Annotated in this window: 16 protein-coding genes, 1 tRNA gene and 1 pseudogene; 9 read left to right on the forward strand and 9 right to left on the reverse strand. The window is 45.1% G+C overall.

The window, feature by feature from the left end; translation table 11 throughout:
* Nucleotides 1-149: 149 nt before the first annotated feature.
* Nucleotides 150-2,261 carry a hypothetical protein gene (locus NDI34_RS10615; protein WP_348232631.1) on the reverse strand — a complete coding sequence of 704 codons (2,112 nt, stop codon included), beginning with the start codon at nucleotides 2,259-2,261 and terminating at the stop codon, nucleotides 150-152.
* 173 nt (nucleotides 2,262-2,434) lie between these two features.
* On the opposite strand from NDI34_RS10615, the gene NDI34_RS10620 reads away from it, so the two are divergent.
* Both NDI34_RS10620 and NDI34_RS10625 read left to right on the forward strand, forming a co-directional pair.
* Nucleotides 2,435-2,653, forward strand: a complete 219-nt coding sequence (locus NDI34_RS10620) for a hypothetical protein (protein WP_348232632.1) — start codon at nucleotides 2,435-2,437, stop codon at nucleotides 2,651-2,653.
* A 70-nt stretch (nucleotides 2,654-2,723) separates the two neighbouring features.
* Nucleotides 2,724-2,894, forward strand: a complete 171-nt coding sequence (locus NDI34_RS10625) for a hypothetical protein (RefSeq protein WP_348232633.1) — start codon at nucleotides 2,724-2,726, stop codon at nucleotides 2,892-2,894.
* Nucleotides 2,895-3,010: 116 nt separating this feature from the next.
* Here NDI34_RS10625 and NDI34_RS10630 read toward each other — a convergent pair.
* Nucleotides 3,011-3,083 (reverse strand) — tRNA-Val (locus NDI34_RS10630).
* A 90-nt stretch (nucleotides 3,084-3,173) separates the two neighbouring features.
* On the opposite strand from NDI34_RS10630, the gene NDI34_RS10635 reads away from it, so the two are divergent.
* Nucleotides 3,174-3,788 (forward strand): metal-binding protein, encoded by a 615-nt coding sequence (locus tag NDI34_RS10635; protein ID WP_348232634.1) that lies wholly within the window; start codon nucleotides 3,174-3,176, stop codon nucleotides 3,786-3,788.
* A gap of 28 nt (nucleotides 3,789-3,816) precedes the next feature.
* A complete protein-coding gene (gene mazG, locus NDI34_RS10640) occupies nucleotides 3,817-4,674 on the forward strand; it encodes a nucleoside triphosphate pyrophosphohydrolase (RefSeq protein WP_348232635.1) in 858 nt (285 codons plus the stop codon).
* Nucleotides 4,675-4,678: 4 nt separating this feature from the next.
* Here the strand turns inward: mazG and NDI34_RS10645 are convergent, their stop codons facing one another.
* The 3 genes from NDI34_RS10645 to NDI34_RS10655 form a co-directional block, all read right to left on the reverse strand.
* Complete coding sequence (locus NDI34_RS10645; RefSeq protein ID WP_190430758.1) at nucleotides 4,679-4,960, reverse strand: hypothetical protein; 282 nt, start codon at nucleotides 4,958-4,960, stop codon at nucleotides 4,679-4,681.
* A 210-nt stretch (nucleotides 4,961-5,170) separates the two neighbouring features.
* Nucleotides 5,171-5,374 (reverse strand): tetratricopeptide repeat protein, encoded by a 204-nt coding sequence (locus tag NDI34_RS10650; RefSeq protein WP_348232636.1) that lies wholly within the window; start codon nucleotides 5,372-5,374, stop codon nucleotides 5,171-5,173.
* Nucleotides 5,375-5,543: 169 nt separating this feature from the next.
* Nucleotides 5,544-6,257 carry a hypothetical protein gene (locus NDI34_RS10655; RefSeq protein WP_348232637.1) on the reverse strand — a complete coding sequence of 238 codons (714 nt, stop codon included), beginning with the start codon at nucleotides 6,255-6,257 and terminating at the stop codon, nucleotides 5,544-5,546.
* 258 nt (nucleotides 6,258-6,515) lie between these two features.
* Here NDI34_RS10655 and NDI34_RS10660 point away from each other — a divergent pair, with 258 nt between their 5' ends.
* The 5 genes from NDI34_RS10660 to NDI34_RS10680 all read left to right on the forward strand — a co-directional run bounded on the left by NDI34_RS10660 (nucleotide 6,516) and on the right by NDI34_RS10680 (nucleotide 11,079).
* Nucleotides 6,516-7,817, forward strand: a complete 1,302-nt coding sequence (locus NDI34_RS10660; protein ID WP_348232638.1) for a glutamate-5-semialdehyde dehydrogenase — start codon at nucleotides 6,516-6,518, stop codon at nucleotides 7,815-7,817.
* A 256-nt stretch (nucleotides 7,818-8,073) separates the two neighbouring features.
* Nucleotides 8,074-8,454, forward strand: a complete 381-nt coding sequence (locus NDI34_RS10665; protein ID WP_190410034.1) for a group 1 truncated hemoglobin — start codon at nucleotides 8,074-8,076, stop codon at nucleotides 8,452-8,454.
* Between the two features lie 51 nt (nucleotides 8,455-8,505).
* A complete protein-coding gene (locus NDI34_RS10670; RefSeq protein ID WP_348232639.1) occupies nucleotides 8,506-9,429 on the forward strand; it encodes a bestrophin family ion channel in 924 nt (307 codons plus the stop codon).
* Nucleotides 9,430-9,459: 30 nt separating this feature from the next.
* Nucleotides 9,460-9,831, forward strand: a complete 372-nt coding sequence (gene folB / locus NDI34_RS10675; RefSeq protein WP_190430762.1) for a dihydroneopterin aldolase — start codon at nucleotides 9,460-9,462, stop codon at nucleotides 9,829-9,831.
* Nucleotides 9,832-9,903: 72 nt separating this feature from the next.
* Nucleotides 9,904-11,079 carry a patatin-like phospholipase family protein gene (locus tag NDI34_RS10680; RefSeq protein ID WP_190686716.1) on the forward strand — a complete coding sequence of 392 codons (1,176 nt, stop codon included), beginning with the start codon at nucleotides 9,904-9,906 and terminating at the stop codon, nucleotides 11,077-11,079.
* Nucleotides 11,080-11,120: 41 nt separating this feature from the next.
* Here the strand turns inward: NDI34_RS10680 and NDI34_RS10685 are convergent, their stop codons facing one another.
* The 4 genes and pseudogenes from NDI34_RS10685 to NDI34_RS10700 all read right to left on the reverse strand — a co-directional run.
* Nucleotides 11,121-14,105, reverse strand: coding sequence for an EAL domain-containing protein (locus tag NDI34_RS10685; RefSeq protein WP_348232640.1), 2,985 nt, complete (start codon nucleotides 14,103-14,105; stop codon nucleotides 11,121-11,123).
* A gap of 279 nt (nucleotides 14,106-14,384) precedes the next feature.
* Nucleotides 14,385-15,092 (reverse strand): hypothetical protein, encoded by a 708-nt coding sequence (locus tag NDI34_RS10690; protein WP_190410039.1) that lies wholly within the window; start codon nucleotides 15,090-15,092, stop codon nucleotides 14,385-14,387.
* A gap of 260 nt (nucleotides 15,093-15,352) precedes the next feature.
* A complete protein-coding gene (locus tag NDI34_RS10695; RefSeq protein WP_348232641.1) occupies nucleotides 15,353-21,034 on the reverse strand; it encodes an alpha-2-macroglobulin in 5,682 nt (1,893 codons plus the stop codon).
* A 388-nt stretch (nucleotides 21,035-21,422) separates the two neighbouring features.
* A pseudogene (locus NDI34_RS10700) lies at nucleotides 21,423-21,519 on the reverse strand (IS5/IS1182 family transposase); the annotation flags it as partial.

Here is a 21,519-nt window from a genome sequence, read left to right on the forward strand (position 1 = left end):
ATTCAGCAATTACATTAGCAGATTGAAACGTGGTAAGCATTACTGGAGAAGTTGGGAGGGAATGAATGAGCGCTCTCATTTGCTCATCCCCTATGATGCCTCTCCTTAACGGTAGTAGTACAGGTAGATTCTCACAGGCTGATAGGATGTTACTCTTGCAGAGGGTATTGACCAACTTTGGTGGGCAGAAATAAACTATCTTCAAGTTTCTCTCGAAATTCTCTAGAAATATCAGGAATGTTTTGAAGACAATCTATAATTAACTTATTTACATACAAGTAATCATCAGCTAAATCCCAATCTTGGATACAGTCATGCCTAATATCCCGCCCAACGACCATTAAAAATACTAGAATTCCTATCCAAGAGGTTGATACTAAAGCCTCCAAATTCTCTTTTTCTGAATTAAAATTAGATTTTAATTTACAACTGGCTTGCTCATAAACTATCCAATCATTCTGCCACCAATTATTGATTTCTTGGGGTTCTAATTTATCGCTAGGTAGAAGCTCCTCTAAAATTAAACAAATTTCCTTTAATATGGGATCTGGTGCAAGGTTGATTGCTGTTCCTAAGAAAAGCTTGAGTAATCTAAGGATCTTGATGCAGTTGAGTAGCATATCACCCATAATAGGTTCGTAACCAAACACAATTTGCAAAGCTGTAGTATGTACAAGATCGAGAGAGCAATCAAAGCCAATCTCAGGATTCATTGAATTCCAACCATAACCTATTGAGGAATCTAAAGCATTGGCTAGTTCTAGGGCTTCAAAAGTGATATTTATATTTAAGCGATGAGTTTTAGAAAGACAGTAGTAAACACTACGATTGGCAACCTGTCTAATAGAAGAATAAGATTGTGGGAACCTATCATTCAAATGAAATAAGAAGTCTTGAATTTCCTCGCTATTTTCAATTAATTTATCAATCTCTTGCCTAAAGGAACTCAAAAAAGATTCACTTGAAATATCAAGTTCTTGTTGTCTGATAATAGATTCTTCTTTAATAAACGGATGAAGCCAATATTCTCCTGCTTCAAATTCTACTAATCCAAAGCGTTCTAGAATTTCAAGAGCTGAAACTCTTGCACCTTGTGGTAACTCCCAAAGTAAGCAAAAAAGCCCAACCGTTCTAATTTTAGGAATATCTTTGTAAGCATAAATCCCCATTCTTAGTAGTAGATAATAAGCATTAATATTAATTTGTTGTAAGCCGTCGAACTGACTTGATATAAGGTCTCGAATTTTACCCTTTAACAGGAATTTTCTATTTTGCTTCCAATATTCATTGAGTTGACCCTTGTATTGCTCACGAATCGGTTCGCAGAGAACCTTCATTACAAGAGCATTGCCGCCATAAGCTTTGTGTATTTCATCTAGTGCAGGTGTATCACACGCAATTTTAAATCTAGTGAAGAAATCTTTCCATGCATCTAGACTCAATGGTGGTAAAGAGTATGTTTCAATAAAGCTGAGTCTTGATTCATTCAAATTCTGGCGACTGGTGATCAAAGTAATTGCTTGAATATGCGGCTCGTTTAGTACTCTATTGATAAGCTCTACATATCCTTGAAAATTTTTGTGAATTTTTCCATCTTTGTTTAACAGAGTATCAAAATTATCAATTAGAATACCTAGCTTTTGAGTTTGAAACTCGGACTTCAACTGCTCTAAGTTTTCAAGAAAATCATCTTCAGGAATTTGATGATTAAATTTCTCTCGCAGTTGACGCTTAACCCAACTCTCTACTTGGGTTACATAGTTGAAGTCGGTACCAATTTGCAACTCTAGGTAGTTTAATTGTTGACTCTGAAAGTACTGATGAGCAAGGGCTGTTTTACCTTGTCCTCCTTGCCCATAGATATAAATAACCTTAGCTTCTTGGTACTGAATAAGGTCATTAATATGAGCAATTGCATCCATACGCCCAACAAACCAAGAGTTGGAGCTATCAGAGATCCTAACAGCATTTTCAATAGAAGGAATTACTTCTGCTTTTGATTTGTTAACTCGGATTTGTTCCTCTAAGACAGATTTAAGTCTTTTCTTAGTAACTTTCCGATTAAATGCTGAGGAGAGTGTTTTCCACAAATTGGCTCCCACATCCTTTAAATAGTCAGGATTATAACCCTCTGCCATCTGGTTATAAGTCAAACCTTCCCAAGTACCTTTTAGAACAAGCGTTTGTGCATCGTCCAGTAAGTTCCCCGTTTGTTGGCGAACCGCTTCATTTGCAGCCTCAAAAGCATCTCTATAGTCCATAAGAACTCCTAGCACTACAAGGTTGTAATCATGCTCAATCCAACTTTTTCTTACTTTTCCTGGCTTAGTACGACTAAATCCACTTCTATAATCTCCTTACTTTCTCTGCCTCGACTTGTCTCAACTCATCAGAGAGCATGACTGTGTAAGCTAAATCAACGCGAGGTTAACGCATGACAGTACCGATATCGCAACCCAAGCAACTAACACTCACCATTGAGAAGCCCATCTCATTACTGCTTCAGGAAATGAAGGCAACCCGCCACCCTCAAGCGCTTCAGGCAATTAGCAAGCTTGAAGAAGCTCTTTACCTTTTCAAGAGCCTTCAATTTGAAGCCATTAAATCGGAAACTGCCAGAACTGCTATCCACGAACTCCTAACCAAGTTCTAAATTTGGCACTTAGCGCAAACCTGGGTAGGCATCTTGCCTGCCCCAAGCTGATCTCTAACTAAAACTGACCATGAATAAAATCCTAACCAAAATCCAACCAGCTCACCTACTGCTCAAAGCTTCACAGGTTCTCTCGCAAGGGTTGATGAATGTGATCGCGCTTAGGGCACACAAGCGAATTCGCTCCAAGACAGCACAACAGGCGACCCCAATCGATCGATTCCATAATGTGCTATTTTAGTGACGAGATTCTCGCATCCTTTCGCTTCTCCAAATGAATTTGAAGGAAGCTGAATTTGGGTTAATGACATTAATCTGTCGCCAATGACAGAGAGTTAGTCACTATACAATTTTTAATGGGCAGTACTGGACTCGAACCAGTGACATCCTGCTTGTAAGGCAGGCGCTCTACCAACTGAGCTAACCGCCCAAATTCAGACACTTTTTAGATAATAGCAGATTACGCTGCTGCTGCTACTATTCAAACAGAATAAATTTTAAAAAATCTCAAATTTAACGGATGCCCTCTGGTCGGACGCACGATCGCATTACTTTATGGTGCTTGCCTTGGGTGGCTGGCATGACGTTCGGGCTGACTCGGAGCGGCGATCTGACGTTAATCGTTTCCGGAGGATTTTTATTCAGCGGGCTGATGTTTAGCCCTGATTTGGATCTAAACTCGCGTCCTTATCAGCGTTGGGGCTGGTTGCGGTGGATTTGGATACCCTACCAGAAGAGTTTACGTCACCGATCGATTTTCTCCCACGGGTTGGCAATTGGGACAATCGTGCGATCGCTTTATCTCTCCTGCTGGCTCTTTCTCGTGGGATTGTTGATATTGGGGATGCTACAACTAGTCTGGGGTGTCGGGTGGACTTGGCAGGTGATAGCGAATCAAGTAGAGCGATCGCTTACTCAATATGCGGCTGAATGGATGGCGCTGTTTGTCGGTTTGGAATTGGGTGCAATGAGTCACTCGTTCAGTGACTGGGGGGGTTCTGCCTACAAGCGGTTTAAAAAAAGTGGATTGAAGGCGGTGATGCCTAAGCGAGTGAAGACTCGGAAGCGAACCGGCAAAGTGAGTCAGCGTAGAGTCAAGAAACCAACCGCCAAGACGCAGAGGACGCGAAGGTAAGATCGAAAGACAAACTGAATTTTCGTTTATGCCAAATTCCCCAGAATCTGCTCATCCCATGCCTCAAACTGCACTAGAAGCCCTGCAACAGTTGATTGAGATTGTTGCCCAGTTGCGATCGCCCAATGGAGGTTGTCCGTGGGATTTAGCGCAGACTCCCCAAACCCTCACCCCGTATGTCATCGAAGAAGCTTATGAAGTCGTAGATGCGATTCGCACTGGGGATAAAGATGCGATCGCTGAAGAACTGGGGGACTTATTGCTACAGGTGGTGCTGCAAGCGCAGATTGCCAGCGAATCCGGGCAATTTAGCTTAACCGATGTCGTTCAGGGGCTTACTCAAAAGCTGATCCGCCGTCATCCTCACGTCTTTGGAGAGGTTGAAGTCGAAACTGCGGAGGAAGTCCACGAAAATTGGCAGAAAATCAAAGCCGCAGAAAAAGGAGAAACGACTCAAGACGCGCAACAGCTAAGTCGCAAACTGACTCGTTATTCCCGCACATTGCCGCCACTGATGGCGGGGATGAAAATCTCTCAAAAAGCTGCGGTGGCTGGGTTTGAGTGGGAGAATATTGAGGGTGTGTGGGCGAAGTTTCACGAAGAGTTAGCAGAATTTGAAGAGGCACTGCAACAGGAAGACGAAGCCCATCAGCAAGCGGAACTGGGAGATTTATTATTTACGGTGATTAATCTTGCCCGTTGGTACGATCTCGATCCTTCAGAAGCTTTACAGGGAACAAATCAGCGATTTATTCAGCGTCTGAAAAAAATGGAGGCTTTTGCCGACCGTCCCCTCTCTGATTACACATTAGATGAGTTGGAAACGCTTTGGCAACAAGCGAAAGCTCAGTTAGCAGCTTCGGGCGAATTAAACCAGGAACGCTAAATTTTTAAGCTGCGATTTGGGAATCCTGAATCAGGATGCGATACAGTTCTTCTTCCAGCCAGCACTCATCTTCTTCTGCTAGCACCAACCGTGCCTGCCGCCATATCCCAGCCATCTCTGAATCTGTGTACTTTGAAGTCAGTTTCTCCGATAGCTGTTCCAATGCTCTTGAATTCCGAGCGATCGCGATTGATGCCATTCTCCAGGAATCCCACCCATTTTTTGAAACTGCACTCATTTTCTGAAGCCCACTTCCTGACTGTTCTTTACCTAACTTAGAGGTCATTGGATTCGATTATCTTCCGTCAAAATACTGAATCTATGTAACTTCATATACTCTTCATAGGAAAACAATACTTATATAAATTTGCGATGAAATTTTCTAGCACCTGGTTTGCCGGTTTGAGTTCCTCAGCACCAAGAAGAAGGCGAACCGTGCGCTTGCAGTGTTCGCCCTTTTTGAAACTACAGGTTGGATGAAGAAAATTTCCGAAATTTAGAACAGGGAGGGGAGGAAAAAACCAAGGGCGATCGCTTTTTGGATCTGCCCGCTCTCTTGATAAGCTTTCGCTAGCCCCATCAAACCTCTCAGGTAGTCTTTAGCGCGAGCATCGGAACAATGGCAGTATTGCCTGAGCAACGGAACTGCCTCTTGATATCGTCCTTGTTTGAGCGCGTCAAATCCGGCTTCGAGTGACATAATGCATCTCCCTGAAGAAGGAGCAGCGGTATTGGTTGACCAAATACTCGCTAGATACACGGTTTGTCACAGTAGTTTCGGAAAATTTCAGAAATTCATCTACCAAAAGATAGAACCATTGAAATGAAAAACCCGCTTTCTCGAAGAAACCGGGTTTATGGGGATGAAACTAAATAAAAAATTTCATCGCCGCCAGCGATACTCTTTGAGTATCGCTGGCGGTAGATTCATCATCTTCTGAGTAATCTCCGCTTAAATATTGAGCAAGAAATTTGTCAATAACTTTTACAATTTCTCCGCACTCAGGGCTATCGGAAGACTCTTGGCGGATATCTCTATCTAAGACATCTAGCTGCTGATTTTCTATCAACAGCTCTTCTTTCAGCAGAGATTTACCTAAATCAAGTGGAAATTGCTGAAGGGAGTCCTCAAGCGATCGCAAACTTTCTACTAAGTCTAACTGCAATCGATCTACCATTTGGAGACGAGTCTCTACGTCAGACTGCGATTGCACAAGCGCGTCGAAATACTCTAATGAATCTAAGGGCAAGTCTATCGCGGGGAGGCGTTCATCTAAATCAATGTCTAAATCAATGTCTAACAGCTCGACCGGAACACTTCTAGTTGAACTAGCCCGTAACTGCTGCGACTTTTGGCACTCTTCAGCACTATTAGCCAACAATTGCTGTAATTTTTGACAGGTTTTAGGCAAATTAGCTAGCAACTGCTGGGATTTTTGGCGCTTTTTAACGCCATCAGCTCGTAACTGCTGGGATTTTTGGCACTCTTGAGCCAAATCAATCCGTAACTGTTGTCTAGATTGCAACTGTTTATCTGCGGGTGGGCTAGCAGAAACTAACAGTTTTTTTTGATGTATACTCATTTAAGTTATATTTTGTAATTTTTCTGAAAATTTTATTTTCATACTACTTATATATTTTACAAACAACAATTAAGAATTTATTAAACTGAGCTAAAATCGAGCTAATAAATTTAATTGATTTATCAATTAAAAAGTAGTAAACCTATCTCTAGCCTTAGGTTCATCCGATTTAAACTCAGGCATCCCATCTATTAGAATTTAAACAGAAGCCACATTTTGCTAAACTTTGGCTTGAACGTAGGCGTTTGATTCAGAGCCATGACTTCCCAGATTGCTTCCATGTCCTTAAGTGCGATCGCTCAAAAAACTCGTCAAGCAGCGCGAAGCTTGGCAGTGTTGTCCGCAGAGGCGAAAAACCAAGCGATTGAAGCGATCGCGCGATCGCTAGAAGCCGCAGCATCAGAGATTGTGGCGGCGAATGCGGCAGATTGCAAGGCAGCGGAGGCGGCAGGAATTCCCAAACCGCTTTACGCTCGCTTGAAGTTGGATGAAACAAAGCTAAAAGGCGCGATTGCGGGGGTGCGAGATGTGGGGCGTCTGCCCGATCCCGTGGGCGCAGTGCAGGTTCACCGGGAACTGGATGAGGGATTAATTCTCAAGCGCGTTACCTGTCCTCTAGGCGTTCTGGGAGTGATTTTTGAAGCGCGTCCCGATGCAGTGATGCAAATTTCCACTCTTGCCATCAAATCTGGCAACGGTGTTATCCTCAAATGCGGACAGGAAGCGGTGCGTTCTTGTGAAGCGCTGGTGAAAGCGATTCGCCAAGGATTAGCGAAGACTGAAGTAAATCCAGATGTAGTGCAATTGCTGACAACGAGAGAGGAAACCTTAGAACTGCTGAAATTAGATCAATTTGTAGATTTAATTATTCCCAGAGGTTCTAACTCTTTTGTCCGTTTTGTGCAAGAAAATACTCGCATTCCTGTTTTGGGTCACGCTGAAGGGATTTGTCATGTCTATGTGGACAAAGCAGCGGATCTGCAAAAAGCTGTCTCGATTACCGTAGACGCCAAAACCCACTACCCAGCCGCCTGCAACGCTGTAGAGACTCTGCTAGTGCATCGTGCGATCGCATCGGAATTGTTACCGCAAGTTGCGAATACTTTGCAATCAAAAAATGTAGAATTGCGAGGAGATGAAAGCACCTGCGAAATTCTGAACATTACACAGGCGACTGAAGCCGACTGGGCGACAGAATACAGCGATTTAATTCTCTCAATCAAAATTGTGGATTCTCTCTCAGAAGCGATTGACCATATTAATACCTACGGTTCTCGGCATACTGATGCCATCGTGACAGAAGATACTGCTGCTGCCACTAATTTTCTGGCACAAGTCAATGCTGCTGGAGTCTTTCATAACTGTTCAACTCGCTTTGCCGATGGCTTCCGTTACGGATTAGGCGCAGAAGTGGGAATCAGTACTCAAATGATGCCTCCTCGCGGCCCTGTAGGCTTAGAAGGACTGGTGACATACAAATATCAAATCGCAGGCGATGGGCATATTGCTGCCACCTACAGCGGTGCAGATGCCAAACTCTTTACTCATCGAGATTTGTAGACACCGAATCTAGGTGTAGTAGAAATACTCGGCGGAGAATCTCCCTAAATTTTCTCACCCCCGAAAGCAGCCCAGTGAAGGTCGAAGATAAATTTTTCCAACAGAAGCCTAGGAAAAATTTTATTCGCGAGTGCTGGGGTGTACTTTAAAGTAGGATTGAGGTTTTTTAAAACCTTAAAATGCTTACCGAACGCTCGCTAACCTTGCCACTTGCCAAGGAGAATTCAGGAATTATTTAATTCAAGAAGAAGCCATTATGAACTCACAACTATCACTTTATGAGCGCCTGGGCGGTGTTTACAATATTGCAGCCGTAGTCGATGATTTCATTGACAGAATCATGGTTGACCCGAAATTGAATGCAAATCCTCTCGTAGATGAAGCACATCACCGAGTGTCAAAAGCAGGTTTCAAGTATCTGGTTACAGAAATGGTTTGCTGGGCGACAGGTGGCCCGCAACAATATACGGGTCGTTCAATGCACGATTCTCATGTTCATCTGAAAATTTCTCCTGAAGAGTGGGAAGTATTTCTGGCGGATTTTCAACAAAGTTTAGATAAGTTTGAAGTTCCTCAGACAGAGCAGAAAGAGCTATTTGATATCGTTGCCAGCACTCGGCAAGATATTGTTGAATGAAGGCGATCGCGATGATTTAATCTTTTTCTGCTTCAGTGAATAAACAGCAGCATGACGATTGAGAATAAAAACTGGTTTGCAATAGCTTTACAGTTGAGGGGATCGGTCGCACCGACTATTTTTCCCCGCGTTCTTTTGTGTGGAGGGTTTGGTTTTTTCGTTTCTATTCTCGATTATTTTAAATTACCGATCGCTGGAAACCTTCTAGATAATCTGGTTACTAATGTTGTTTATAATCTGGTTTTAGGCTTATTATTGGTTTTCCGGACAAATACGGCTTACGAGCGGTTTTGGGAAGGGCGCAAATCCTGGGGGCTTTTGGTGGTGAACGTCCGCAATTTAGCGCGGCAAATTCAAGTATCGGTTGCGGAACGAGAATCAACAGATAGAGAGGATAAAGCAACAGCGATGCGGTTATTAGGAGCCTTTGCGATCGCAACTAAATTACAGTTGCGACAAGAGGCTTTAAACGACGAGTTAGAAGAGATAGTAACTCCCTCGCAATTTCTTCAGCTCAAAAGCGTTAAAAACCCTCCGCTAAAAATAGCATTTTGGATTGGGGATTACCTACAGCAGCAACACGAGCGGAACTCCTTAAATAATAATCAGTTAGCTGCAATGAATGGATTGCTAGATCAAATGGTAGAAGCTTTAACTGGCTGCGAACGCATTTTAAAAACCCCCATTCCTTTAGCTTATGCGATTTACCTAAAGCGACTGTTGCTAATCTATGGCTTTGCGCTACCTTTTCAACTTGTCGATACTTCCGGCTGGTGGACAGGGCTAGTTGTCGGTATAATTAGTTTTATTTTATTTGGGATTGAAGAAATCGGTAATGAAATTGAAAATCCTTTTGGACGAGATCCGAATGATTTACCATTAGATGATATTTGCACCACAATCATTGAGAATCTTGAAGATTTAACGAAGATACCGGAGCAAAGTTTAGGAGAAATTTTGGCTCCTCAGGTTTGAAGTAGCAAGGAAATTAAAGTTTTTGACAAAATGGATAGCATTCAGCTAACAGGAATTCGCTGCTACGGCTACACTGGTTACTTACCAGAAGAACAGGTATTGGGGCAATGGTTTGAAGTAGACGTAACTTTGTGGCTAGATTTGGCACCAGCAGGCATCAGCGACGCCATAGAAGACACTCTGGATTACCGTGCGGTGATTTCGACAGTGAAGGATTTGGTAAAAACAGCTAAGTTCGCCCTCGTAGAAAAGTTAATCAGCGCGATCGCAGATGCCATCTTAGAATTCAAGCAAGTGTCACAAGTCCAAGTGCGGTTAACGAAACCGGGCGCACCGATTCCAGACTTTGGCGGCAAAATTACAATTGACATCACGAGGACGAATCAAAAGGGCAATGGGTAGAAGACCCGTAAACAAGGAAGGATGAGCAATTAGCGATTAGATTTGACAGCAATTTTTTGTGGGGAAATAAGCGTGACTTTTCGCATTTTGAGCTTTGACGGGGGCGGTATCCGGGGTGTCATTTCGGCAACGATGCTGACAGAGATTGAGAAAATTATCGGTCAGCCCTTAAGCCAATACTTCCACTTAATTGCAGGAACCTCTACCGGGTCAATTTTGGCGGCGTCGATTGCTAGCGATCGCACAGCCCAGGACATCGTGGATGTGTACCAGAACAAAGGGACTCGAATCTTTCCCTACCGAAACCTTTGGTCGGCGCAACGGGTAGGGTTGCTTCTTCAGTACGGCCCTTCTGCCCCTAAATACTCAAACAAAGGTTTGATTGAATCTCTTAAAGAAGAATTTAAATACAAAAAACTGTCGGATATCACTTCAACAAAACTCTTAATTACTGCCTACGACACAATTAAGCGAGAACCGATTATTTTTAAAAGCTGGCGCAAAATATTTGCTGAACTTCCCTTATGGGAAGCGTGCCTCTGTTCTGCTTCTGCCCCAACTTTTTTTCCTGCCTATAGACTGGATAAAAAAGAAGAAGGGATTGCCCAAGGCGGAGATACAAACTCGATTACGTTAGGGCAAGAAGCCGCAGAAGACAATGGTGATTACAATCAAATGCAAATTGAAATCATCGGCGGGGCGGGACGCGGTCAGATTCGTAGCATCATTGGTTACAGAGGCGGGACTCGGATGGCGCTTGTGGATGAGCCGTGGAACGTAGTGCCTAATAATACTTCTGCTTACCGGATTACTAACGTATACTCGGTGATTGACGGTGGTGTTGGGGCAAATAATCCCACAGCTTGCGCGATCGCTGAAGCCCTGCGGTTAGGTTATAAACCCCACGAAATTTCAGTTTTATCCCTCGGTACGGGAAGTCTTACCCGCGCAATTCCGCTTGAAAGTGCCCAACAATGGGGTGCGATTCAGTGGGCACTCCCGATTCTTGATGTAATTTTTGATGCTTCGTCAGATATTAATAGTTACATTGCTAAACAGGTGATTGATGAGGATAGTCGTTACTTGCGCTTGCAATTTAAACTCGATAGCAAGTTGACTGGGAAACGATTGAGTGACGATATCGATGATGCGAGTCCGGCAAATGTCATGAATCTAATTGAAGCCGCCAAAGTCTACATCAACCTACCACAAGTGCAAAGATCGTTGAGGGATTTTATAAATAGTTAGCAGACTCAGAAAAATTAAAAATAAGATGATTTTGAATGGTCTTACCATTGGGGCATTGCGGCGATTAATGCTCTAGCAGATTCGCTATCTAGTGGCTTGGAAAAGAAGAATCCTTGCCCAGCTTCGCAGCGTAGCGATCGCAGTTGTTCCATCTGAGCCGCCGTTTCTACACCTTCTGCGATCACATCTAATCCCAGATGATGAGCCAGCGTAACAATCGTTTTTACAATCTCAGAATTTTCGCCTGCATCCATCCGGCTAACAAAGGAGCGGTCAATCTTCAGAGTATTGAGCGGAAAGCGGTGCAAATAGCTCAAAGAAGAATAGCCGGTTCCGAAGTCATCAATACTAAGTTGAATTCCGGAGTTGCTTAGTTGCTCTAAACTAGCCGTAGCGGCGGCAGCATTTTCCATCACCACACTTTCGGTAATTTCCAGTTTTAGACTTGGTGCTGGTAACTCGGTTTCTTGGAGAATTTGCTGAATTTGCTCGACTAAATTAGGTTTGGAAAACTGTCTGCCGGAAAGATTAACGCTGATGGTTAATGGTGCTAAGTCAGAAAATTCTTGTTGCCAAAGCCGCATTTGACGGCAGGCTTCGCGCAGAACCCACGCTCCCAAAGGGATGATTAAACCTGTTTCTTCTGCGATCGGGATAAAATCAACTGGGGAAATCAAGCCGCGAAACGGGTGAGACAAGCGTACCAGTGCCTCGAAACCAGTAATTCTGCCAGTCATGAAGCAGACAATGGGCTGATAGTGAAGCAGGAAAGAATGACTGAAGGATGCGGACTCACGACTGAGTGAAGAGTAACCAGAAGAATTGACAGTTTTTGTTTGAAGCCGGTCTTTTACCTCAGTTCTGGCTAGGGCTTGTCTGAGATCGTTTTCTAGTTGCAAGCGAGCCACCGCATGAGTGTGCATAGCGGTGGTAAAAACTTCGTAACGGGCTTTGCCTAGTGCCTTGGCTTGATATAAGGCGATGTCGGCGTCACGCAGAATGTCTCCGGGGTAGGGGCAAGTTTTGTAAGTGCCTGATGAACCTCGTTGCTCGATTGCACTTAAGGTAATGCCAATGCTGGCTGTCACAACGACTTCGTGTCTGTCTAGGTTGAAAGGATGCCGGAGGTCTTTTTGGATGCTTTTGGCGATCGCTTCTACAACGTCGATATCTTGAATTTCTTCTAAGAGGATGACGAATTCATCGCCCCCAAGCCGTGCCACAGTATTGCTGCTACACACAGAGGCTTGCAGGCAAGAAGCGACGCTACTTTGCAGTCGCTTTGCTAACGCAATCAGCAGCTGGTCTCCGATGACATGACCGAGGCTATCATTGACGACTTTGAAGCGATCGAGATCTAGAAATAAGACGGCAAACAGATATTCTGGCTGTCTTCTGGTTCGCGCGATCGCCTGGGACAGTCGCTCCATAAATAAGGCTCGATTGGGCAAACCTGTCAGCGGATCGTGAAAGGCATCATAGATGAGATGTTCCTCAGCCACCTTGCGGTCGGTAATATCCGTCTGCGATCCTGCCATCCGGTAGGCTTTGTCATTGGCATCTCGAATCGCCATTCCTCGACAAAGCATCCATCGGTAGGTTTTATCCTTATGTAACATCCGATATTCTTTCTCGAAGTGGTGAGTCAACCCTTCTACATGGGCAGCGATCGCGCTTTTGACTCGCTCCAAGTCTTCTGGATGTACGCGGTTAAACCACTCCTCCGGGCTGTCGCCAATTTCATCCTCCTGGCAACCCAACATCGATTTCCATCGCGGCGAAAAATAGAAGGTTTCCGCTTTCAGGTTCCAATCCCACAAACCTTCATTACTCCCGCGAACCGCCAGCGCATACCGCTCTTCGCTTTCTCGCAGCGCCTCTTCCGCCAGCTGGCGTTCGTTCGCCGTTGCCAAGACATTCGCAACCGCTTGCAAAAAATGAACTTCGTCTTCCGTAAACCTTCGGTAGTCAGGGGTGTGAACGCTCAAAACACCGAACGGGTTCCCCTGACTATGAATAATCACACTCATGCCAGCGATCGCACGGTGGTTGTGCAGCAGTGGCGTTCCAGAAAACCGCGTTTCGATCCGGAGGTCTTCCACAATCACTGGCTTCCCCGTCAGCAAGGTATATCCTGCCTGGGAACGATCGTGGGCACCGATGATTGCCGAACCCACCAACCCTTCCTGCCAACCAACGCCCGCTCGCATGAACAAAGCATTGCCTCCCGGCATCAGTTCCAGAACCTGGCAATAGGGCACTTCCAGGGTTTGGGCAACCAGCTTCACCGCTTCTTGCATCAGCGTATCTAGATTGGTGCCAGAGAGCGCCCCTTGCCCCAGTTGCGCCACGACTGCTGAAGCCCGCGCATGGGATTTTAGTTCGTACTCAGCAGCTTTGCGTTCGGTAATATCTCGTTGCACCGCTAGCAAATGGGTAAACCAACCCGTACTATCTGCCAGCGGTAAGATATTCAGTTCTACCCAAAAATCGGAACCGTCTTTACGGTAGTTAATCAACTCGACTCTGACTGGCTCCCATCGTGACAAAGCTTGACGAATTTTATCGAGTTGCGATCGCTCAGTTTTCGGCCCTTGCAACAACCGGGGAGTCTTACCGATTACCTCTTCCGGTTGATAGCCGGTCATTTGGGTAAAGGTCTGATTTACATAGACAATTCTGGGGCCAAGCGGCTCTTCCAATGGCTCAGCTTCTGTAATGACAATCGCGTCATTTGCATTGATAACAATGGATTCTAGTAGGCGCAGGCGCTCCTCAGAGAGCGTAAAGAAACGCTCCTGCTGTTCTTCCCCTGGTGGGTGCGATTGGGGGGCACGGGTTAAGCGGTTCAAACCACGGCGTAGTTCTTGTTGAGCCGCAACCTGACGAGCGATGATTCGCAGTGCTTCGGATTGTTTTGGGCTAATCTGACGCGGCACGAAGCTTATATTTTTATCAAAGATACGAGGGTGATAATTCGTATCCAGCTTAACTGCTTGATTCGCAGGCCGTTTTGGTTCGATCATTCATAAATGCTTTCGACAGGTTGGACACAGATAGGATGCAAACCCGTTTTATTAACCTTTGTTTTCTTATTTTGCCTTTTTTTTAAGGATCATTTTAATTTCTTAATGCTTCTCAATCCTCTAGGGAGGGATAACCGTGTTATAGGCAAGTTGTTGGCAAGCAGATCCCCTAAAAACGGCAAAAGGCAAGGGAATCGTCCCTTACCCTTTTTGCCTTTCCAAACTGAGCCTCTTTCCAGAAAATTTATCTTTTACCTTGGAGCCGGTTCAGCTTTCCTTTTAAGACTCGGTTTCGATAGGAAAAAACAGCATACTATCGGGTTCAAATCTCCAGGATATTCCTTCTGGATCTCGACCTTGGCTCCAATCTGCGAAGTATGGCTCACTTCTGCGTTTGTAAATGGTACTGGAATGAACATCCAGCCGCCTTGCAAGTTCAGATTGAATCAGCGCTTTAGAAGCCCTCTGTTCGTCAGTGGGTTCGTTTTCAGGTTCCTCAAACTCCTCGTCATCAGCTAATTCCTGTGGTTGCTGCTCTTTGCGGGCAGGTGCCACAGCTTCTGGAGCATCATTGACATAAGATTGGCGGGAAGGTTCGCTGTCATCAAAGATGCTACCTAAAGTGTTGGCAGTGATAAAGTAATACACTTTGCCTTTGTCTTGATAGTCAAGGGCACTTGCCCCAAATTCTTGGGCTTTTGTATCCAAGTACCGCTGCGCTGCTGCTCCAGAGAGATTCGCTTTCATTGCCAAGTCTAGTGCTGTAACGCGCCCTTGGGTTTCCTGAATCAGCTGATGGAAAAAAGGATTGACTTGCTGGCTCCACTTTTGCCATTGATAGTTTTGCCAAAGCCTTAAACAGATGCCCACCAACACCAGTGCCAGCACTACAGGCCATGCTACAAACAGGAAGGCGATCGCAAACGCCAATGGCAAGAGGACAACAAGAAAACCACTGGCACTACTATTTATTGTTTTTCCAGCCATGTTGCTTCCCTTATGAATTTACTTAGTCTTGATATCGCCATAACTGCCGTTGTGGCATAACAATCTAACTAATCTTTGCAAAGAAAGGGCGATCGCGGCAAAACTAATCGGCAAACAAGCAAAAGTTAAAAAGCAAAAGTCACACAAAAGGCAAAATCAGGCAAAAAAGAGGTGCTATCATTCGCAAAACAGATGATGGCACCCCATAGTTCTCCTTCCCTAACGTCAGCCGGGAAGAAACTTTATGTTTCCTTTGCGCTCTAATCCGACACTTTCAAAGTAGAAGAAGCTGAGCGTCCAAATTCTTCTGGTGCATATTGTAGATGAGCTTCTGCACCAGGCCAAAGGAAAGTGCCTGGAGTGACGGAACGGACGAGGTAGTGCAGGGAGTAGACTCCGGCTTCCAGGCGATCGCTATAGGCAACAATGCGATCGCGGTAAATCGTCTTGAAGCCAAAGTTATCTTCTTTTGCCTGTAATGCAGCCGTAGAAGTTTGGAAACTTGCATCGACTGCCTCAAACCCGGCTGGGAGAGGATCGGTAATGACTACACGATCCACCGGACGATCGGTAATAATCTCCAAACCAATATCAAACACCTGACCGCTTTTCACCGTCAACAGCTCATCAGAAGCATAGAGACTGAGCTTTCGCAACACCTTTTCTTCATTAGCGGGACGGATTTCGCGTGTCACCCGTAAGCCGTTAAATCTTCCCGGTTGATTTCCCTGTAGGCGATAGCGGTAGGCAACCAAGTAGTGCAACGTGCCTTGACCAGATTTTTGCACAATCAGATCGTGGCGATCGCGTGGCAACTGGGTCATCGGCACCTTAAGATCCTGGCTGGGGTTGGTGTATCCCTTAAATTGCGCCGATGTCAATTTTTTGCCAGCCAGTTTTACCGTTGCGCCAAAGTTAGGCGGAGTTGGCTGCGTCTGACTATATTCCACCAAAGCAGTGAGTGCTTGAGCGTTGTCATAGCTATTCTGCCAAGTGCCGTTTCGTCGCAGTGTCAGGAGACTTTGCAACAACCGATCCAGGATTTCTGGGTTAGTCTTTTGCGCGATCGCAAGGCGTAAAGCTTGAGCTTGCGCTGTTGTTGCCGAGTTGAGCCAAGATAAACCTTGGGGTAAATTTACCGTAGCAGTGCGACCCGTTTGATAAATATTTTGTTGGAATTGTTTCGACAGAGTTTGAGATTCTTCTTGCCACTCTGGAAACTGAGATAGGTAACGCGCCAGCTTAATCTGCGTAACCGGAGCGAATTGACTGCGTTGTGCGTAGATGTCTGCAAGAAAGTCATTACGCTTTTCTCCCAGTTCCGCCAAAGCAGAGAGTGCTTCTAGTCGCACCTGATTCTTGCAGAGTGGCTGCTTACAAAAATCGTATTGACCAGGATCTGCGAGAATTTTCTTCAAGTAAGCCGTCAAGCGAGACACCATTCTCGGTTCTACCGTCAATCCCGCTTTCGAGGCTCTTGCCAAAGCTTGAGCTGCGTAAGGAGATACTAACGGATCGGACTTCTGTTGACCAGGCCAAGCGGCGAATCCACCATCCGATTGCTGGAGTTTTTGCAGGTGTTCTAGAGATTGGTTCGCTTGTTGAGTCGGGTTGAATTGTGCAAAGGTTTGACCGTATTTTTGAGAAAGCGTTTGCAAGCTGGATGCGATCGCTAATTGACTCGCCGCCGGTTCCAAAAATGGCAATTGCTCATCCTGCAATACTTGACGCGCCGGTGCGGTAATTTCCGGTATCAGCGTACTGGCAAGGGAAATCTCCAAGCCTCCCGCATCAGGGACAACCTTTTTATCCACATTTAGGGGAATCTTCACCTGATTTGTAGTTGTACCGCTTTCTACGACTTGTTCGGTAATCTCTAGCGCTTTCACCTCCAAAGGTACTTCAAACGCATCAGCGGTTCCATTCAACTGAGTGGTAAACTTCACCTGAGATTTACCGGAACTTCCCGCCACGATGGGAAAGCGATACGCACGAGTGCCAGATTCTGCTTTGGTTTGCAGATTAGCGGGTTTTGCAAATTGAAGCGAACCGTTCGCCACACCGTTAATTGCCAGATTTCCGGTTTGTTGGGTATTGTTCGTGACAGATAAGCCAGCTTCCAAGCGATCGCCCGGACGTGCAAACTGCGGCAATATAGGGTTAGACAGCAGGGGTTTCGTGGTGATAAATGTCGCGTCGCCGTTGCCAAAGTGCAGATTACCATCGGTAGCAACTGCCATCACCCGCCACGTTGTCAAGTCATCCGGCAACTTAAATGTCACCTCTGCCTTCCCTGTCGCGTCTGTGAGAACAGAACCGTTGTAGTAAGCTAAGGCTTGGAAATCCTTGCGGGTGCGGGTATTCGCTGCGCCTGCTGATTGTCCCCCGCCATAACCCCAACCTTTTGGTTTCGTCATTGAGGTTGGTTGCACCACCACATTAGGACGATTATCGCTAAATCGAGTTGAAATCGGCTGTTCTGCATAAACAGTCTGCACCAAATCCGGCGGACGATAACCGCTCAGTTGCAGCACCGCTTCATTTACCGCCATGACGGTAAACTGTCCTTGTGCTGGGTTGCCTTGTGCATCCTTGAGTTCTAGCTGTACGGTTTCTGGGACACCCGGTTCTAGTTGCGTTTGAATGGGGGTAACTTGGACTTTTAAATACTTATCATCCAAGTTAGTTTTAAAAGGAGCAAACCCAATCCGCACCAAGTTTTCTAAGCTTCCGGGTTCTACTTGGCTTAGGGGAACGCCTTGGCGAACTAATACCGCTTCTACTGCGGCATTTGGCAACATTTCCGGCGTTACTTGGAATTGAATCTGCGGCGCACCCCCTTTCACTTTGGTAATTGTCTTGTACAGGGGTTTGTCGCGGACGATAGCAAAGTATAACTCGGCTTCCGGATAAGGAGATTGAATTAAAGCGGTAGCCGTTTCACCCGGTTTATAGGTGTCTTTGTCGAGTTTGACTTCCAAGCGATCGCGATCGCTTTCTCCCCAACTCACCGCATTGCCACCCGTCGCCCAAATTTGCAAATCAGTTGCGGTAACTTCATCCTTGGTGTTGGCAAAGTTTGCTCTAATCCGGTAAGAACCCGATTCCGGAGGTGTAAGAGAGACAGATTGAGGACTGGTTCCAGATTTTACTTCTGTCTGTGAAACTGTCTTATATTCGACCTGATTTTTAGCGGTATTACTGCCTTCTACCACCCGCGTGACGCTGCTATATTTCATCTGTTGCAGTTCCACGCGCACCCGTTGCCCTTCCATCGCCTTGCCGGTAGGATCGGTGACGATAACTTGGACGGGGAAAGCTTGAAGCGCATCCGCGACGAAATTGGATTGTAAACCGATTAAGCGATTACTCGGCAATACCGTAAACGTCTTAGAATCCGATACTGACAAATTCGACACATCGGAGACTTGTACATCCACCCGATAAGTCATCGGGTAAGGCACATCTTTCGCTATCTTGACAATTTGGCTGTTCCCCTTACCATCTAATACCTGGTTTGATTGCAACACATCACTGGAAACAGTCGGACTTTCCTCAGGCCAAAACCACTGTCGCCCAAAGGAAAATTGCTCCCACCCTTTCGGTTTAAAATCAGCTTGCGATCGTGTGACGTAATATTCTGCCTTCCCGCCTTCTACAGGCGCACCAAATAAATAATTGCTCGTGGATTTCGCTTCAACTTGCTGGTCTTTTAGAGCAAATTCTTTATCTAGATTTAGCTCAACCTTAAAATTAGGCGGTTTAAACTCGGCAACGCGAAAGTCACCCAAAACCTCTACACCACTTTTGCCTTTCGCTTGAATCGAATAATAGCCAAGCGGTTGATTAGCCTTAAACGGCATTTCTAGAGAAAAACTTCCAAATTCATTGGTTTTTTGAGTACCTAAATCCGTGTTTTTACCATCTGGATTTAGGAGAGTGACTTTATAACTAGCATTTTTGTCCTGCTGAATCTTGCCATTTTGTAAGTAGTAGGCAAAACCCGTAAACGATGCTTTTTCCCCTGGCTGGTAAAGCTGTCTATCCGAGAAGATTACCCCCCGTGAGACTGGCTTCCCATCATCCCATCCAGCATCAACGCCATAGCCATAAGCACCGCTATATTCTTCCGTGCGGACAAATGCCCAATCTTGATTTTCGCGGGCAATTACGAGCAATTTAGGCCCTTGTTCAAATCCAGAACTGGATTTTGTACATTGCTGCATATCCTCACGACGCAATAGTAATGTCCCCGCTTCATCCGTTTTCCCTGATGCACAAGGTACGGGTTGAGGACGAGATTTTGCCTCTAATTTCGACTCATAAATCTCTACAGGTGCAGATGCTACGGGAGAACCATCTGAGAGATGATGCACGCGAATCAATCCCGAATCTGGGAACCACTGTGCAAACACTCCCAAATTAGTCAATTCCACCATTCCATAAGTCGTCGGTTCGCGCCATTGTTGCTTACCATTTTCTTCATAACGATTAGTTCGCGCCTGAACTCCATAAGCTAACATTCCCGTAGCAGTACCCAGTTTTTCCTGGATGGGAACAGGTACATCAATTAACTGATTTTTCTTGCTCGATACCTTGACACTTTGCCAAGAATTGGGATTCGGTAATAAATCATTCCCATCGCCTTTGGGATAAGCGGAATCTACATAAACTAAATCTGTCGGCTGCAATACCCGATAAGCCGCTTTATACTTTGATTCTGGCAAGTTTACAGTGGAAACATTTAACTGTAAATCTTTACCAGATGGGAAAATATTTAGATTTGATGGTACCCAAATATCTCCAGCTACGTCGCCTGTCTCATATTTGAGCGTAACTGGCTTTTCCAATGTTTGCCCAAACTTATCCTTGAGTTTTTTATCGATAGTAATTGTATAAGTAGTGGCAGGTTCTAATGCCCAAGGGTTGAGATTAACAAGACTTTCTCCATCAGGAACTTGAACCAGTTTAATAGCTTCTTTTGGCGCAGGAGTTACAGTAATATTCTCAATCGCTGAATCGGCATCAAGCCCGCTATTAAATTGCAGTTGAGGGCTTCCTTTTACAAACCGACCATAAGTCCCTCCGGCATCGGGTACTCCGTAATATTTAATTATCAGTAACTTCAAAGGCGAATAAGTAGCTAGCTGACTAACATAAGACATCTCGCTGGGCAGATTACCCCGAGTAGGACGCAAACCCGGAGAAAATTCTAAGCGGTAACGAGTCGCTTTTTCTAAAGTCTGCTGCGGTACTAAATTATATGTCCAGTTGCGGGTTGAAGGGTCAAGTTTCTCCTGTGCCTGTTCATTCTCTGAGGGTGTCTCTTTTTTTTCTAAGTCAACTTTCAGCCGTATATCCTTCTGTTTTCCTTCCGGAATTAGCTTCAAATGCTCTTGGACTGAAGCGACATCCAGTTCTACATTTGAGTTAAATTTTAGAGTTGGCTTTAGATCGATCGCTTGATTATCAGGATTTTCAGGATTAGTAGTCGGTAAATTAGTTAGTTTAATCGGTTCGGTATTAAAAGTCCACGCCAAATCCTTCTCTAAACGATGATTTTTTAGATCCGCCAAACCAGCTTTCAGAGTGACTCTGACTCGCGTCGCTTTCGGCAATGCTTTGTTGGCTTGAAATCCCACCATTCGCGGCGTCAAAAATCGAAATTGTCCCGGTAGCGGCGGCAAAATCTCAAATTGTTTTAGCTTTTGCTGTTGATCGGGGCTATCAAGACTCTCAACAGGAATCAAAGCATCTTTAAATCGGATGCGAATCTGCGCTAAAGGTTCAACCTCCCCAAATGGACTAATTTCCTCAATCCAGTCTGGGAGTTGCGGCGTCGCTAGAGAAGGAACTGCTGGAAGTGGTTCATTTCCAGAGAGATTAATCACGCCACATCCGGCTATTCCCAGTACAAATGCTACGACAACCAGAAACCGCATCCAAATTCTCACGATTGTGCCTATCTGTTGAAAGGATTTATCTGTACTATCCTGTGCATGAAGGGAAGACAGCGAATCTGTATCAGGAATTGAAACTGGCATGACTTTTTCCCTCATTGCAGGTAATTCATCGGAGGGTAAACCACAAGAGTTACCCCTACATGACTCACTAACAAGAGGTCTACATCTCAACTACTCAGTCTTCCGGGTAGCTGAATCATTACGCTTAAAATCTTTACTTTATGCTGAGCTAACGCTACTCACGCTCGGCTAAGCTCTAGGCAACAATTCTAGGGAAAGCAGTAAGACCCATTGCCTTATCTAGCATCCTCAACAGAACTACCTGATTCTGACGATACCCCTATGGATAATAGACCTCTTGCGTGAATCAGGCAGATTGGGAACGGAGCAGTTCAATATTAACGATCGCGGCAATGAGGTTGAAACGGAATCCAAATCGCCGACGACGATTGCGGTATTGTTCT

The organism is Trichocoleus sp. DQ-U1 (assembly GCF_039961925.1).
Classification (GTDB): Bacteria; Cyanobacteriota; Cyanobacteriia; order Cyanobacteriales; family FACHB-T130; genus FACHB-T130.

What these genes read in the sequence shown, in the direction of transcription:
- NDI34_RS10695 (WP_348232641.1), bottom strand. Translation starts at nt 21,034, where the DNA reads ATGCGGTTTCTGGTTGTCGTAGCATTTGTACTGGGAATAGCCGGATGT.
- mazG (WP_348232635.1), top strand. Translation starts at nt 3,817, where the DNA reads ATGCCAAATTCCCCAGAATCTGCTCATCCCATGCCTCAAACTGCACTA.
- NDI34_RS10665 (WP_190410034.1), top strand. Translation starts at nt 8,074, where the DNA reads ATGAACTCACAACTATCACTTTATGAGCGCCTGGGCGGTGTTTACAAT.
- NDI34_RS10635 (WP_348232634.1), top strand. Translation starts at nt 3,174, where the DNA reads ATGCCCTCTGGTCGGACGCACGATCGCATTACTTTATGGTGCTTGCCT.
- NDI34_RS10625 (WP_348232633.1), top strand. Translation starts at nt 2,724, where the DNA reads ATGAATAAAATCCTAACCAAAATCCAACCAGCTCACCTACTGCTCAAA.
- NDI34_RS10655 (WP_348232637.1), bottom strand. Translation starts at nt 6,257, where the DNA reads ATGAGTATACATCAAAAAAAACTGTTAGTTTCTGCTAGCCCACCCGCA.
- NDI34_RS10650 (WP_348232636.1), bottom strand. Translation starts at nt 5,374, where the DNA reads ATGTCACTCGAAGCCGGATTTGACGCGCTCAAACAAGGACGATATCAA.
- NDI34_RS10660 (WP_348232638.1), top strand. Translation starts at nt 6,516, where the DNA reads ATGACTTCCCAGATTGCTTCCATGTCCTTAAGTGCGATCGCTCAAAAA.
- NDI34_RS10645 (WP_190430758.1), bottom strand. Translation starts at nt 4,960, where the DNA reads ATGACCTCTAAGTTAGGTAAAGAACAGTCAGGAAGTGGGCTTCAGAAA.
- NDI34_RS10670 (WP_348232639.1), top strand. Translation starts at nt 8,506, where the DNA reads ATGACGATTGAGAATAAAAACTGGTTTGCAATAGCTTTACAGTTGAGG.
- folB (WP_190430762.1), top strand. Translation starts at nt 9,460, where the DNA reads ATGGATAGCATTCAGCTAACAGGAATTCGCTGCTACGGCTACACTGGT.
- NDI34_RS10615 (WP_348232631.1), bottom strand. Translation starts at nt 2,261, where the DNA reads ATGGACTATAGAGATGCTTTTGAGGCTGCAAATGAAGCGGTTCGCCAA.
- NDI34_RS10685 (WP_348232640.1), bottom strand. Translation starts at nt 14,105, where the DNA reads ATGATCGAACCAAAACGGCCTGCGAATCAAGCAGTTAAGCTGGATACG.
- NDI34_RS10620 (WP_348232632.1), top strand. Translation starts at nt 2,435, where the DNA reads ATGACAGTACCGATATCGCAACCCAAGCAACTAACACTCACCATTGAG.
- NDI34_RS10690 (WP_190410039.1), bottom strand. Translation starts at nt 15,092, where the DNA reads ATGGCTGGAAAAACAATAAATAGTAGTGCCAGTGGTTTTCTTGTTGTC.